9 protein-coding genes and 2 pseudogenes are annotated in these 15244 nt (G+C 75.3%); 5 read left to right on the plus strand and 6 right to left on the minus strand.

Annotated features, from left to right (window positions below):
- Positions 1 to 40 precede the first annotated feature (40 nt).
- Positions 41 to 556 (minus strand): annotated as a pseudogene (locus IH80_RS47385) (molybdopterin-binding protein); the annotation flags it as partial.
- 303 nt (positions 557 to 859) lie between these two features.
- On the opposite strand from IH80_RS47385, the pseudogene IH80_RS0119685 reads away from it, so the two are divergent.
- Positions 860 to 1192 (plus strand): annotated as a pseudogene (locus IH80_RS0119685) (metalloregulator ArsR/SmtB family transcription factor); the annotation flags it as partial.
- A gap of 134 nt (positions 1193 to 1326) precedes the next feature.
- Entirely contained in the window at positions 1327 to 2547 is a 1221-nt protein-coding gene (locus tag IH80_RS0119690) for an NAD(P)/FAD-dependent oxidoreductase (protein WP_051809575.1), read from the plus strand.
- Between the two features lie 37 nt (positions 2548 to 2584).
- On the opposite strand, the gene IH80_RS0119695 is transcribed toward IH80_RS0119690, so the two are convergent.
- On the minus strand, positions 2585 to 2830 hold the full coding sequence (locus IH80_RS0119695; protein ID WP_158943517.1) for a hypothetical protein: 246 nt from the start codon (positions 2828 to 2830) through the stop codon (positions 2585 to 2587).
- Between the two features lie 270 nt (positions 2831 to 3100).
- Between IH80_RS0119695 and IH80_RS0119700 the strand changes: the two genes are divergently transcribed.
- Complete coding sequence (locus IH80_RS0119700; protein WP_030962087.1) at positions 3101 to 5542, plus strand: SpoIIE family protein phosphatase; 2442 nt, start codon at positions 3101 to 3103, stop codon at positions 5540 to 5542.
- 53 nt (positions 5543 to 5595) lie between these two features.
- Here IH80_RS0119700 and IH80_RS0119705 read toward each other — a convergent pair whose 3' ends face one another.
- Positions 5596 to 6582, minus strand: coding sequence for a serine/threonine-protein kinase (locus tag IH80_RS0119705; RefSeq protein WP_030962089.1), 987 nt, complete (start codon positions 6580 to 6582; stop codon positions 5596 to 5598).
- A gap of 431 nt (positions 6583 to 7013) precedes the next feature.
- Between IH80_RS0119705 and IH80_RS0119710 the strand changes: the two genes are divergently transcribed.
- Complete coding sequence (locus tag IH80_RS0119710) at positions 7014 to 7268, plus strand: hypothetical protein (RefSeq protein ID WP_030962090.1); 255 nt, start codon at positions 7014 to 7016, stop codon at positions 7266 to 7268.
- A gap of 523 nt (positions 7269 to 7791) precedes the next feature.
- Here the strand turns inward: IH80_RS0119710 and IH80_RS0119715 are convergent.
- From IH80_RS0119715 to IH80_RS40925, 3 genes are all read right to left on the minus strand, one after another.
- Positions 7792 to 10734, minus strand: a complete 2943-nt coding sequence (locus tag IH80_RS0119715; protein WP_158943519.1) for a helix-turn-helix transcriptional regulator — start codon at positions 10732 to 10734, stop codon at positions 7792 to 7794.
- Positions 10735 to 10839: 105 nt separating this feature from the next.
- Entirely contained in the window at positions 10840 to 11526 is a 687-nt protein-coding gene (locus tag IH80_RS0119720; protein WP_030962093.1) for a response regulator, read from the minus strand.
- A complete protein-coding gene (locus tag IH80_RS40925; protein WP_158943521.1) occupies positions 11514 to 12692 on the minus strand; it encodes a sensor histidine kinase in 1179 nt (392 codons plus the stop codon). The genes IH80_RS0119720 and IH80_RS40925 overlap by 13 nt, the downstream gene beginning before the upstream one ends.
- 302 nt (positions 12693 to 12994) lie before the next feature.
- On the opposite strand from IH80_RS40925, the gene IH80_RS0119730 reads away from it, so the two are divergent.
- Positions 12995 to 15244, plus strand: a complete 2250-nt coding sequence (locus IH80_RS0119730) for an MMPL family transporter (protein ID WP_051809579.1) — start codon at positions 12995 to 12997, stop codon at positions 15242 to 15244.

Here is a 15244-nt window from a genome sequence, read left to right on the forward strand (position 1 = left end):
TGTGGGCGGCGACCAGGGCCGCGTACGGGTTCCCGGGCAGCCCCACGACCCAGCCGCCGGAGGGGAGTTCGGCGAGCAGCATCGGGTGGCCGGGGCGGCAGGCGACCGTGTCGACGACCATCCGGGCAGCGGACTCGGCCAGCAGACGGCGCAGGCGATCGGTGGCGCCGACGGAGGTGGAGCCGGTGACCGCCACGACCTCTGTGTCCCGGGCGGCGTGCACGGCGGCTGCCAGGGAACCGGCCGGCCGGTCGCGTACGTGCCGTACCTCGCGCATCTCCCCGCCGAGTGCGGCGATCAGGGCGGGCAGGGCGGGCCCGAGGGCGTCGCGCACCCGTCCCGGACCGGGCGGTCCGGCGTGGTCCAGTTCGGCACCGGCGATCAGGACGCGGACCCGGGGCGCGGGCCGTACCGGCAGGGTGTCGAGGCCGCCGGTTCCCGGTGCCGCGGCGCCGCAGTCGCGACGGGCGTGGGTCCGGGGGCGGGCAGCGTGGGAGGGGCGGCGGTCGCAGGAGGCATGGCACGACTGTCCTCGCGCGGCGTTTCGGGGCGCCACCGGCCGGGTTGACGCGCCGCACCGAACCGCTCACGGCGCGGCCGGCGCGTCGGTGAGCGGCCCGGCGCGCGGCCGCACCGCCGCCGGCCTCGAACCGCTCTTCACCGGGCCCGAACGGCCCGCGGGCCTGCACCCGGCCCGCTGGGCCCCTGCAGCCGCCCGCCGACGCCGCCGCACGGTCCCGTGTGAGCGGCCGGACGGGGCCCCGCTGCTGTTCCACCCGTCGGGCCGCGCGGAACGCGCCGCACGGCACGGCCGCCCCCTCTGAGCCCTCGGACCTGCCGGTCGAGGACAACCTCCGACGCGCCCGGCTGGCAGCCGGTGGTGCAGTACCCGGTGGCCGAGCCGGGTCCGTCGGAGCCGGTGTCGCTGGAGACGGTCACCCTCCGGCTGGAGGCCCTCGCGCACCCGGTACGGCTGCGGCTGCTGCGCACCCTGGCCCGCGGCCCGCACACCACCCGCGAACTGGCCCATGCCTGGGAGCTCTCGCCTCCGGAGGTGTCCCGTCACCTCGCCGTCCTGCGCCGGGCCGGCCTGCTCACGGCCCGGCGGCGCGGCCGGTACGTCCGCTACACCCTCAACCTGCCCGACCTCACGGCTCTGGGCGCCGACCTGCTGGCGGCCGTACCGCGCTGAGGCGAGCGGCGCCGGGCGGCCCCGTCGACGCGGGCGCCGGGGGTGGCGCGCGTCACACGGCTCCTCCTGTCACAGCGGGCGGGCTGCCGGTGTCTTGTGCCCGGAAGCGACACCGAGAGAACGGGGAGCCCGTCATGGCCGAGAACACCGAAGTCGTCGTGATCGGCGGCGGATACGCCGGAGTCATGGCCGCCAACCGCCTGACGCAGCGCGCCAACGTGACCGTGACGCTGATCAACCCGCGTCCGGAGTTCGTCGAGCGGATCCGACTGCACCAGTTGGTGGGCGGCTCCGACGACGCCGTCGTCGCGTACGCGGACGTCCTGGGCCAGGGCGTCCGGCTGCTCGTCGACAGCGTGACGGGCATCGACGCGGGCGCGCGCCGGCTGACCCTGGCGTCGGGCGGCACGGCCGGTTACGACTACCTGGTCTACGCCGTGGGCAGCGGCAGCGCCGACCCGGGTGTGCCCGGGGCCGCGGAGTTCGCCTACCCCATCAACAGCCTGGAGGAGGCGCAGCGGCTGCGGCCCGTCCTCGCCGCGGCGCCCGCAACGGCGCCGGTGACGGTGGTCGGGGCCGGGCCGACCGGTATCGAGACCGCCGCCGAACTGGCCGAGCAGGGCCGTGCGGTGACCCTGGTCTGCGGTGGGGTGCTCGGCCCGTACCTGCACGCCCGGGGCCGGCACTCGGTCGCCCGACGGCTGGCCGCGCTCGGCGTGACCGTGCTGGAGGGACCGGGGACGAAGGTGACGGCCGTGACCCGTGACGCCGTGCGGCTCGACGACGGCCGCGGACTGGCGAGCGGGGTGACCGTCTGGACGGCCGGCTTCGGTGTGCCGGACCTGGCCGCGCGCAGCGGTCTGAGCACCGACGCGGTGGGCCGTCTGCTCACGGACGAGACGCTGACCAGTGTGGACGACGACCGCATCGTAGCGGCCGGGGACTCGGCGGCTCCCTCGGACCTGCCCCTGCGGATGAGCTGCCAGGCCGCGATCCCGCTGGGCGCGCGGGCCGCCGACACGGTGCTCAGCCGGATGGCGGGCGAGCGGCCGGGGCCGCTCAGCGCGGTGTTCGCGGGCCAGTGCATCAGCCTCGGCCGCCGCGCGGGCATCTTCCAGATCGCCCGCCGCGACGACGTGGCGGTCCGGTTCCGCATCGCCGGCCGCCCCGGCGCGAAGCTGAAGGAGTTCATCTGCCGGAGCACCGTCAAGCACCTGGCCGGCGAAGCCCGCGAGCCCGGCTCGTACGGCCTCCACCGCGTCTCGGGCAGTACCCGGCGCGGGCAGCTCCTCGCTGCCGGCAGCCTGCGGTCCCCCGGCCCGGACGCCGCCCGGGAGACGACACCGCTCCGCTGAATCCCTGCGGCGACCTGCACGGACGGGGCACCGGCCGTCACTTCGCGGGCCGGGCCCCGAGGTCCCTCTTCACCCGCTCCTCGAACCCTGGCTCCTTCACGGTCACGGTGGAGTGACCCGTGTGGACGGCGCCCCCGTCCTGCGGCAGGAGCAGCACCGCCGGCCGGGGTGCGGTGGTGGCGGGGACGTCCATCGAGGTCGCCAGCAGGCCGGTGCCGAGTCCCACCAGCAGCACGGAGGCTGCGGCCAGGACGACACCCCGGATCCACGCATACTCGGACACCACGATTCTCCTCCTCTCCCTCCGGCTCTGCGCGCGGAGGCGTACTCCCACTGGACCCCGGCGCCGCGGTGGGCGTCACGCCCCGTGAACGCGTGACTTGACACCCGTGACAGACCCTGCCGATGCCGCGCCCGCCGCCGGGGCGCCCCGCCCGGCAGCACTGCGTTGGTGCTCCTTGCCCCGTCGGATGATGCTTGTCAGTGGGGCCCCTGGCCGTGCAGGTCCCGTGGGACAGCAGCGACGGATCGAGCGAGGGCGAGATGAGCGGCGATGGAGCAACTTCCCACTCCTCCCGGTGAGCGGCCGGAGCGGACCGATGCCTTCCAGGAACCCGCGTACACGGCGACGGCCGCCGTCGACGAGCAGGGCATCGTCACCGAGTGGGGCGAAGGCGCCACTCGACTGCTCGGTTACGCCTCCGCCGAGGTGGTGGGGCGGTCCGCCGCGTTCCTGCTGGCCGATCCCGTCGGCGACGAGGCGCGCCGGATCCCGCCCGAGCAGGAGCGGTGGAGCGGCACCGTGGCGCTGCGGCACCGGGACGGCAGCCGCGTCGAGCAGTCGTTGCTGGCGCACCGCTGGACCTCCACCGGCGGCGGCACCCGGTGGTACGTGGTGTCCGCGGTGGCGGGCGTACGGGGCGGTGACGGCTCCTCGTGGGGCGATCCGCTGGACGAGTGGTCGTTCTCCCAGTCCCCGTGCTTTCTGGCGGTCTTCGACGCGGACCTGCGGCTGGTCCGGGCGAACGCGGGCATGGAACGCACACTGTCCCTCACGCAATCCGAAATGTTCGGGCTGCGCCTGCCGGAGATCGCCCCTGACCCGGTGAGCGAGGAGACCGAGCGCCGGATGCGGCTGGCGCTGGAGGCCGGCGAGCCGCAGCACATGGAAGCCTTCGTCCGCGCCACGGGCGTCAGCGCCGAGCACGGCTGGGCCACGTCGGTGGCCCCGCTGCGGGATCCGGACGGCGTGGTGCGTGCCGTGTGCCTCGCCGCGCACGACCGGACCGGGGCCGAGGTCGAGACGCAGCAGCTGTTCGTGCCGGACGCCGCCGGCGCGCGCATCGGCACCACCGGGGACAGCACCCGCACCGCGCAGGAGCTCGCGGACGTGGCCGTCCCGAGGCTCGCCGATTTCGCCGTCGTCGACCTGCTCGAACCCCTTCCGCGCGGCAACGGCCACTCCTCCGGCCCGCCGTCGGGGCCGGTCACCGTGTGCCGTACGGCGGTGCGCTCGGCCGTCGAGGGGAGCTCCGAGGGCCGGGTCGCGGTCGGCGAGACGGCCGTGTATCCGCCGCTGTCGCCGCCCTCGGAGTGCCTGGCCTCGGGGCGTGGCGCCGTGTACGCGACGACCGCCCCGGCGGTCGCCCGGTGGATGGCCCAGGACCCGGCGGCCGCCTGGCTCGGTGCGCACGGGACCCATTCGATGCTGGTGGTGCCGTTGCACGCCGACGGCGTCAGCCTCGGCGTGGCCGTCTTCGGCCGCCGCCGGAGCCGGGAGCCGTTCCTGCCGGAGGACCTGGAGCTGGCCGAGGAGCTCACGGGCCGGGCGGCCGCGAGCATCCACGGCGCGCACCGGTCCGCCCGGGAGCACACCAGCACCATGACCCTCCAGCGCAGCCTGCTCCCGCAGACGCTGCCCGACCACCCGGCGCTGGAGACGGCCTCCCGCTACCTTCCGGCCGGCACCGAGGCGGGTGTGGGCGGCGACTGGTTCGACGTGATCCCGCTGTCCGGCGCACGGGTGGCCCTGGTCGTGGGCGATGTCGTCGGCCACGGCATCCGGGCCTCCGCGACGATGGGGCGGCTGCGGACCGCGGTGCGCACGCTGGCCGACGTCGACCTGCCGCCCGACGAGCTGCTGACCCACCTCGACGACCTGATCATCCACCTGTCCGCGGACGAGGGCGGCCGGGAGGCCGTCGACGAGAGTGCCGGGGGCATCGGTACAACCTGCCTGTACGTGGTCTACGACCCGGTCACCCGCCACTGCACGCTCGCCCGGGCCGGGCACCCGCCGCCGGCGGTGGTGTCCCCGGAGGGCTCCGTGTACCTCCTCGACGTCCCGGCCGGGCCGCCGCTGGGACTGGGGGGCCTGCCCTTCGAGACGCTGGAGGTCAACCTTCCCGAGGGCAGCGTGCTGACCCTCTACACCGACGGACTGCTCCAGCCCCGCGAGCGGGACATCGACGAAGCGCTGGACACCATGTTCGCCGCGCTCGCCCGGCCCGCGTCCACGCTGGACACGGTCTGCGACCGGGTGCTGACGGCCCTGCTGACCCACCGCCCCGACGACGACGTGGCCCTGCTCGTCGCACGGACGCGGGCCCTGCACGCCGACAAGGTCGTCGTGTGGGACCTGACGTCCGATCCCTCCAACGTCTCCCAGGCCCGTCGGCAGACCACCGACCAGCTGACGGAGTGGGGGCTGGAGGAAGCCTCGTTCGTCACCGAGCTGCTGGTCAGCGAGCTGGTCACCAATGCCATCAGGTACGGCGAGCCGCCCATCCAGCTGCGGCTGATCCACGAGAAGGACACCCTGATCTGCGAGGTGTCCGACGCGAGCAGCACCGCCCCGCACATGCGGCGGGCCCGGACCTTCGACGAGGGCGGCCGGGGCCTGCTGCTGGTGGCCCAGCTCGCCCAGCGCTGGGGCACCCGGCACGCGCCCGTCGGCAAGACGATCTGGGCCGAGCAGTCGCTCCTGGGGTTCTGAGGAATCGAATCCGGACGGCGGGTACGGGTCGCGGAGACGTCCCCGGGTACGCCCTAGGTCCGGCCGGCCGGGGCGCGGAAGACGGGCAGGGCCCACCCCGGCGGCTCCGGTGGCGCTGTGGTCTCCTCCCGGACGCGCCGGGGCCGCTGCTCCGTCGGCGGGCCCTTCTCGGTGGCGCGCCGCAGGGCCGCCACGAACTCCAGGCAGGATCCGTACCGGTCCTCGGGCACCTTCGCCAGGGCCTTCCCGAAGACCTCGTCGGCGGCGGGTGCGATGTCGGGCCGCCGCTCGGTCAGGAGGGGCGGCGGGTCGTACTGGTGTGCCCACAGCAGGGCCGCGTCCTCCTCGCGCACGAAGGGCGGTCCGCCGGCGAGGCTCTCGTAGACGACGCAGGCCAGGCTGTAGAGGTCGCACCGGCCGTCCACCGGCCGGCCGGAGATCTGCTCGGGCGCCATGTAGTCGAGCGTGCCGACGAACTCCCCCGCCGTGGTGAAACCGCTCAGCGACAGGGACTTCTTCGTCAGGCCGAAGTCCGTGAGGTAGATGTGCTCCGGGTGGTCCCGGTCGGGGCCGGCCGCGACCAGGATGTTGCCGGGCTTCACGTCCCGGTGCACCAGTTCGTGGTCGTGGGCGGCGTCGAGGGCGGACGCCACCTGGGCGGCGATCCGCAGGGCGGTCGGCACGGGCAGCGGGCCCTCCTGGTCCAGCAGTCCCCGCAGGTCCAGCCCGGGTACGTAGCGCATGGCGATGTAGAGGACGCCGTCCGTCTCGCCCGCCTCGAAGATCGGCACGATGTGCGGGTGCTCGATGGAGGCGGCCACCCTGGACTCGTGGGTGAAGCGGCGCCGGAAGGTATCGTCTCGGGCCCGCTCGGGGGCGATCAGCTTGATCGCGACCGTGCGGTCCAGGCGCAGGTCCCTGGCGCAGTAGACGACGGCCATGCCGCCGCGGCCGATCATGCGCTCGATCTTGTAGCCGGCGATCTGCTTCCCTACCAGCCCGGAGGGCCGGCCCGTGTACTGACTCAGGTCCGCGCCCATCCGGCGCCCCCTTCCTCAGCAGGAATTCTACCGAGCGGCCCCTCCGCACGCTCCCGCTACCACATCCGGGGCGGTGGCGGGAGGGGGTGGAGCACCACCATTCAGGGATCCGTGCGCCGGCGCCGGGATGGGGGTACGGGCGGAGAACATGGGCGGCTGACGCCCATGTGCGCGCCTCGCGGACGGTGTTGAGTCGGGGGTGCCGATCGGCCGGCACCCGTCCTGATCCAGCCGCGCGTCCCGCGCGTTCGACCTTCTAGGAGGTGCACCGGGTGAGCGTACTCAAGCCCCAGAACACGGAGGCCCGCAGGACGCAGCGCGGCCCGGGATACCTGAACTGACCCGACGGATCCGGTCGGGGGTGCTCCCCCGTGCCCCCGCCCGGATCCGGTCGTTCCCACCCGCCGCTGCCTGCGCACGGCAGCCGGAGGGTGCTGAAGACGGCCCGCCACCAGGACGCCGCGGAGGCCCTCGGCCGCGAGTGGATGTTCCTCAACGTGCTGGCCGCCGTCGGCTCCTTCCCGTCACCCGTCGCGAAGTTCCAGCACGGGGAGGACCACTGCATCGTCATGGAATTCGTCCAGGGCGCCCGGCCCGGCCCGGCCCGCTGCTGCTCGCGCGCGACCCGTTCGCAGGGCCCGGCCCCGACGTCGGGCGGTCGCGGAACCAGCTGCGGATCTTCCTGACCGTCCTGCGCGGGCCGGCCCGGGCGGTCCGGGCGGCGCACGACCGCGGCGTGGCCCTCGTCGGCCTCACCGCCTCCGACGTCCTCGTCGACCCGGACACCTACGAGGTCAGCGTCGTCGGCCTGCGGTCCTGCAGACTGGCCGGGGCCGGGAACGGCGACGCGCGCAGCGGGCCCGGGACCGGTACGCGGTGGGGCCGGGGTACGCCTCCGGAATGTGCGGGGTCGCCGACGCACTGCTGGACGCGGCGGACTTCACCGGCGACGCCTCCTACCTCGGCACGGCGCTGCGGCGGCTGGACTTCGTCAGGCAGGTCTTCCTGTTCGAGCCCGCCGCCCGCTTCGGTCTGCGCAGCCCGGACGGGCACCCCCTGCTGGGGGTGCCCGGTGAGGGTCTGCTGCGCTGTTCCACCGATTACCTGACGGGCTCGGCGGGTGTGCTGCGGCTGCTCCACCGGGTCAATTCCGGGGGCACGGCCGACTTCCTGCTGGACGAGGTGGGGCCGCCCCGAGGACCCCGTCGATCAGGCCGGCGCGACGAGGTCGCGGGCGGCGGTGGCGAAGGCCCTGCGGTTCGGGTGGCCGGTCTTGTGCAGGACGTTCGCCACGTGCTTCTCGACCGTGCGCAGCGAGATGTGCAGCCGCCCGGCGATGTCCTTGTTGCTGATCCGTTCCGCGACCAGCCGGGCCACCTCGAATTCGCGGACCGTGATGCCGGACCTGCGCAGGTACGGGGGTACCTGCTCGGTGCCCGTGCGCCGTTGCCGGACGGGCGCGCCCATGCCGCGCAGCAGGGCCCGGCTTGCGGCGGCGACCGGGTGGCGGCCGACGCCGTGGAAGTACTCCTCGGCGTCGCGCAGCCACTCGACCGGCGTGCCCCAGCCGTCCTCGTACGCCGGGCCGGCCACCAGCCGCAGGCACAGGCGGCGGGCCAGGGGATACGGGCCGGCCGCGGCCAGCGCCCGGTCCGCGGCGGCCGTCGCCCGCTCGCGGTGCCCCTCGCGGCCGAGCAGCACGGCGTGGGCGAGGCCCGCGAACTGGCGGTTCCAGCGGGTGCCTTCGGCGCCGGCCTCGGCGATGCCCGCGCAGTGCCCGCGGCCCAGGCGTCCGGCCAGGACGCCGAGCAGCAGGGCGAGGCCGTGCCGGCCGAAGTCGTCGGCGGAGGGGTTCTCGGTGTCGTGGGCGAGCGCCTGGGCGAGCTCCTGTTCGGCGGCGTCGCGCCGTTCCTCCAGCAGGGAGCAGAAGGCCCGGGCGAGCCCGTACGACAGGGGGCGCAGGCCGGGTGCGGCGTCGAGGTGCGGCTCCAGTCGTTCGAGCGCCGCGCGCATCTCGGTTCGGCGTCCCTGGTGGGCGTACCGTACGGCGTCGGCGAGCCGGAGCATGGCGAGGGGCCGGCCCAGTCCCAGCCGGGACGCCTCTGCCGTGCCTTCGATGATCCCGTCGCGGGCGTCGTCGTAGGCGCTCCGCCTGATCCGCTCGATGGCGAGGGCGAAGCCGGCCTCGTGCGCCAGCGGCAGCAGGCCCCTGCGGTGTGCCTCCTGGCGGGCCTGCTCCAGGCGGGCAGGCCGGTCGTCGTGTCCGGCTTCGGTGATGGCCAGCTGCACCTCGGCGGCCGTGCGCGGTACGGGGAGCCGGTGGGCGAGGGCGATCGCTCGGGCCCGCTTGAAGTGGGCCGTCGCCGCGGGTTCGTCCTGCTGCCGGGCGAGCCGGCCGAGCAGCAGCAGGGCTTCGCACGCGGTGTCCGGCCGGTCGTCGCCGCGGGCGGCGTCCGCGGCCCGGCGGGCGAGGCGGGCGGCGGTGTGCAGCCGGTCGGGGGCGGGCCGGCTCAGCTCGGCGTGGGCCGCGGCGAGGTCCACGAGGGCGTTGCGGCCGTCGCCGGGGCGGTCGGGGAGCAGGGCGCGGGCGGTGTCGAGGTGGCGCAGCGCTTCGGCGGGGCGGCCGGCCAGGGTGGCGATGCCGCTGAGCCGGGCGTGGATCCCGGCTCGTCGTGCGGCGGGTACGGCGTGGCCGGCGGCGGGCGGGGTGGGCAGCCGGTCGAGGCGGCCCGAGCGGGCGGCGGCGTCGAGCAGCAGCTCCAGCACCGTGGCGTGCAGTTCGGGTGCGGTGCCGGGTTCGAGGAGGGGGTGGGCGCGGGTGAGCAGTTCCAGGGCCCGGTCCAGGGCGCCCTCGTCCATCGCCCGCTGCGCCGCCTGGCAGTACAGACGGACGGCTTCGCGGGTTTCGCCGGCGTGCTCGTGCAGTCGGGCGGCGTGTGCGCGCCAGGCTCCGGGCAGTCCCGGGTGGAGCCGGGCGAGTGCGTGCGCCGCGCGTCGGGCGTGCCGGGCGCGTTGGCCCGGTCCGAGGTCGGTCAGGAGCGCCTCGGCGGCCAGCGGGTAGGGGAAGGCGTACCACTGGGTGCCGGGCCCGTCCGGGGTGATCAGGCACGAGGCGAGTGCGGCGCGCAGGACCTCGGACAGGGCCGTGGGGTCGGCGCCGATGGCGTGCTCCAGTACGGGCAGGGGGAAGCGTCGGCCGAACAGGGCGGCCGTGCCCAGGAATTCCGTGCCGAGCGGCCCGAGCGAGGCGGTGCGGCGCCTGAGGTCGTCGGCGACGGTGGCGGGTACGGGCGGGGTCCGGTCGCCGTGGTGGACGGGGTGGTCGGCGTGGTCGTGGACGAGTTCCTTGACCACGAACGGGATGCCGGCGCCGCCGGTCACCGCGCGGTGCAGGAGCTCGGGGCAGACCTCCGCCGGTGCGGCGCCCAGCTCGGCCGCGACGAGGAGGCGGACGTCGCGGTGGCTCAGGGGGGTCAGGTCGAGGATCTGCGCCGCTTCCCGCTGGCGGGCGCGCCGGGCCAGCTCGGCCGCAGCGCGGGGGGCGCGCCCGGCGACGAGCAGGAGTACGGCGGGCTGTTGTCCGATGTTGTCGAGGAGGTACTCGACGACGGCCAGGGTGCCGGCGTCGGCGTCGTGCAGGTCGTCGAGGACGAGCAGGCAGCCCCGTTGCCGGCCGACGGCGGTGAGCAGGCGCAGCATCGTTTCGGCGACGGTGATGTGGGAGGTGTCGCGGCCTGCGGTGTCCGGGGTGTCGCTGAGCAGGCGGGCCATGACGGGGCCGTAGCCGTCCAGTTCCTCCGGGGCGGGCAGCAGGCCGGCGCGGGAGAGCAGGAGCAGCGCCTCGACGAGTGGCCGGTAGGGGACGGGCGGGCCGACCGTGCTGGCCCGCCCGCGTACGGTGACCATGTCCGCCGAGGCGGCCGCGGTGAGGGCGGCGGTGGCGAGCCGGGTCTTGCCGACGCCGGGATCGCCGGTGACGAAGAGGGCTCCGCCCTGCCCGGACCGGGCTGCGGCGAGCGCGGCCGTGATCCGGCCCATCTCGGCGCCGCGTCCGACGAGGCGTCCCCGCCCCCGGTGGGGTCCGCAGACGTGTCCTGTGGCGGTGCGGTGTTCGGCAGGCCGTGCAGGCCGTGCCGGCCAGAGTGCGGTCACCGGCTCGTCCCCTTCCCGGCGGGCCGTCCGAGGCGCCGCCGGGTCGACGGTACGGCGGCGCGGGCGCCCCTTGTAGCCGTCCGTTTGGGGGGCTTGCGGCGGGGGTCATCCCCCGTCGAGGCTGTCCTCCCGTACGCGGAGGGCGAGGTCGAGCTTGGTGTAGGTGGGACGGCCGGCCTGCTGGTACTTGGCCTTGACGCGGTCGAGGTAGTCCTTGGCCGTGTGGACGGTGATGCCCGCCCTCCGGGCGGCGGACTTGAGGGTCATGCCGGAGGCGTAGTCGAGCAGGATCTGCCGTTCCCGGGGCGAGAGCCGGGGGCGGGCGGGGCTGTCGTCGTAGGCGCAGGCGAAGGCGAGTTCCATGGAGTGGGCGCCCCGGCCCTCCGCGAGGTCCCTCACGGCGGCGACCAGGGTCGACAGGTCGTGGTCCTTGGTGAGGTATCCGTCGGCGCCGGCCCGGATCGCCTCGATGATCCGGGAGCGGTCCGGCACGGTACTGATCATGAGGACGCGGCTCCCGGTGCGCAGGAGCCTGCGGATGTTGTCGGCGGGGTCCGAGCCGTCCCGCAGGACGAGGTCGAGCAGGATGACGTCGGCCGGGGGGCCGCCCGTCCCGTCGAGGCCGTGGGGGCGGTAGGGGCCGGGGCCGCAGACGGGGTCGGCGAGGAGTTCCGGCACGGTGGCGGCGGTCGCCACGAGCCGCAGGTCGGGTACGTCGCCGAGCCAGGCGCGCAGTCCGTCGCGCAGCATCCGGTCGTCGTCGACCACCGCGACCGTGATCACGCTGGCCATCTCAGCTCCACCCGTACTCCCTCGCCGGGGGCGGTGTCCACGGTCGCGCGGCCGCCGGCCTCGGTCATCCGGCCGTGGACCGAGCCGCGCAGGCCGAGGCCCGCCTCGCACCGCTCCGGGTCGAAGCCCGGGCCCCGGTCGACGACGGTGACGACGGCTCCGCCGCTGCCGTCCGGGTCGCCGGTGGCGGTGAGGTAGGCGTGGCCGGTGCCGGCGTGCCGCCGTACGTTGTTGAGGGCCTCCCGCACGGCATGGCCCAGTGCGGCGGCGACCTCGGGCGGGACCTGCGGCAGGGCGTGGTACTGGGCGGTGACCCGCAGTCCGAGGCTCTCCACGGATCCCACGGCCTCCTCCAGAGCGGCGCCGATCTCCCGGTGGGGGACCTCGTCGGCGGTCTGCTGGATCAGGCGGCGCAGGTAGGCGGCCTCGCGGGCGCAGCGCTGCCGGACCTCGGGGGCGTTGGCGTCGACGGCTCCGGCCGCCAGGGTGGTCAGTGTGGCGAGGACGGTGTCGTGGAGGGCCCGGTGGTGTTCGAGGCGTTCGGCGTAGCGCGCCTTGTGCGCCTCGGCGGCCAGCGCGCGGGCGTTGGCCTCGTCGAGGAGGCGGCCCTGGCGCAGCAGGTACCAGCGGAAGACCCAGGTCATCACGGCGGACGACACCAGCGAGTTGAGGTGGCCGACGACGACGGCGGTGGTCGCGCCGACGGCCTGGTAGCCGATGAAGTGGGTGAGGACGAGCAGCGCGACCGCGGTGACGGCGTGCAGGCGGTCGAGGGAGATGGCCGCCGCGGCGCTCGCCGATCCGCCGAGGAGCATCGCCCAGGCGATGGTGGGGGGTTCGCGCACGCCTCCCCAGGCGCACAGGGCCAGGGGCAGGACGCAGCCGGTGACGAGGACGTCGGCCCAGATGTGCCGGGGGTCGAACCAGCCGCGGCGCAGGGCCGTTCCGTAGGTCAGCACGCTGAGTCCCAGGGCGGCGGCGAACCCCAGGTGTTGCAGGGGGAGGTGCCACGGGCGGTGGGCGACGGCCATGACGGCGACCGTGAGGTGGCTGCCCCGGTAGAGCAGGGTGGCCACGATCAGGAAGGACTGCGCCCGGTGCGTCCCCGACCGCACGGAGGTCGTTCCGCGCAGCGCTCGTATGCGGCGTACCTGTAAGGACTGCAACGCCAGGACCACTCCTCCCCAAGCCGTGGGCGCCGGGGTCCCGGGCGTACCGAGGGGGACGGATGCGCCACGAAGCCCGCAATTGCCGGTGACACCAGGCATTTTGCCCGAGCGGGTGCACACCAGAAAGGCACGTCCCGGACGGTCGGTACCCACCCGAGGCCGATTTCGCACGGGGTCGGCGGGGGCGGCCGCAGCGCTGTGGGGACCCCACCCCCGATTGACATCGTTGCACTCAGAGTGCAAGCGTAAAGCTGCACGCCTAGTGCAATATATTGTCCATCGGATCACGGAGGGCCCGTATGTTCCTGACGATGGGGCGCTGGTGCGCCCGTCGGCCGAGACGGGTGATCGGGGCCTGGCTGGTGCTGCTCCTCGTGCTCGGCGGCGCCGTCATGGCGTACGGCCGTGCGACCAGCGAGGCGGTGACCATCCCGGGCAGTGACAGCCAGGCCGCCCTCGACACGGCGGCGGCGGCCTTCCCCGGACCCGCCTCCGGCAACCAGCCGCTCGTCCTGCACACCGGACCCGACGGCCCCGCGCTGACCGGCGGGAGCGCACGGGACGCCGTCGAGCGCAGCGCCCGGGCCATCGCGGGGCTGCCGCACGTCGTGAGCGTCACCTCGCCCTACGACCGGTCCGGCGCCGCCGCGATGAGCCGCGACGGGCACACCGCCTACCTCACCGTCGGCCTCGACGTCACCGGCCGCGACATCACCCCCGAGCTGTCGGAGCGGATCACCGACGCGGCCGGGCCGGCCGAGGCGGCCGGCATCCGGGTCACCCCGGGCGGTGACCTCGCGGCCGCCGTGGACCGGCCGGACACCGGGCACAGCGAGCTCATCGGCCTCGGGGCCGCCGCCGTGATCCTCTTCATCGGCTTCCGGAAGGCGGCCGCGGCCGGACTCCCCCTGGTCGTCGGCGTCGCCGGGCTGGTCGTGTCACTGGCCTTCGTCGGCCTGGCCGGGCACCTCATGGACATGCCGTCCTCCGCCACCACCATCGCCGCGATGATCGGCCTCGGCGTGGGGATCGACTACACGCTGTTCTGCCTCACCCGGTTCCGCGAGTTCCGCGGCCGGGGCGTGGCGGCCCCCGAGGCCGCCGCCCTGGCCACGGCCACCGCCGGGAAGGCCTCCGCGTTCGCCGGGTGCGCGGTGATCGCGGCGCTGGCCGGGCTGGCGCTGGGCGGGCTGCCGCTGCTGCGCGCCCTGGCGCTGGCGCCCGCGATCGCGGTGCTCGTCGCGGTGGCCGCGACCCTCACCCTGCTGCCCGCCCTGCTGAGCCTGCTGGCCCGGTTCCTCGGCGCCGCCCGGGAGGAGGGCGCCACCGAGCGGAACGGGAAGGACGCGACCGCTCCCGCGGGCCGGGGCTGGCAGCGGATCGCCGAGCGCGTCACGACCCGCCCGTGGCGCCACCTCCTGGCGGGCCTCGGCCTGCTCCTGCTGCTCGCCGCGCCCGCCACCCAGCTGGCCTTCGGTCAGCTCGACGCCGGCGACAAGCCCGTGGGCTCGGCCAGCCGCACCGCCTACGAGCAGCTCTCGGACGCCTTCGGGCCCGGTGTCAACGGCCCGCTCCAGGTGACCGACACCCTGGCGACGCCCGCGGCAGACCCGCAGGACGCCCGTGTCACCAGGGTCTCCACCGCCCTGGCCGCCACCTCCGGCGTGGCCTCGGTCAGTCCGGCGCAGCTCACCGCCGACGGCCGCACCGTCCGCTGGCAGGTCACGCCCGCCACCGCCCCCGGCGACCCGGCGACCGCCCGCCTGGTGCACGTCCTGCGCACGGACACCCTGCCCGCGGCCACCGCCGACGGGGCGGGGGCCGCGCACGTCGGCGGGGCCGCGGCCGCGGTCGCCGACCTCAACGACCGCCTCGCGGACCGACTGCCCGCCGTGATCGGGACCGTCGTGCTCGTGGCCGGACTGCTGCTGCTGGCGGCCTTCCGCTCGCCGCTGCTCGCGCTCAAGGCCGCCGTGCTCAACCTGCTGTCGGTGGCCGCCGCGTACGGGGTGCTCACCGCGGTGTTCCCGTGGGGCTGGGGCGCGCGGCTCATCGGGCTGGAAGGGCCGGTGCCCGTGCCCGGCTACGTACCGCTGCTGATGTTCGCCGTCCTCTTCGGCCTCTCCATGGACTACGAGGTGTTCCTCCTGACCTCGGTGCGCGAGAAGTGGCTGGCGAGCGGGGACAGCCGGCACGCGGTGGTCGCGGGTCTCGCCTCGACCGGCCGGATCATCACCTCCGCCGCACTGATCATGGTGAGCGTCTTCCTCGCGTACCTGCTCTCGGACGACCCCGTCGTGAAGATGTTCGGCACCGGGTTCGCCGCGGCCGTCGCCCTGGACGTCACCGTCGTGCGCGGGCTGCTCGTCCCCGCCACCATGGCGCTGCTCGGGGACCGCGGCTGGTGGCTGCCCCGCCGTCTCGACCGGATCCTGCCCGACCTCGACATCGAGGGCAGCTCCCACACCCTGCCGGCCGGAGGGCCCGCCGTCCTCCCCGCACCCGAAACCGGCGGGACCACCGCCACCGACCCCCTTCCCACCCGATGA

Source organism: Streptomyces sp. NRRL S-378 (assembly GCF_000720645.1).
Taxonomy (GTDB): Bacteria; Actinomycetota; Actinomycetes; order Streptomycetales; family Streptomycetaceae; genus Streptomyces.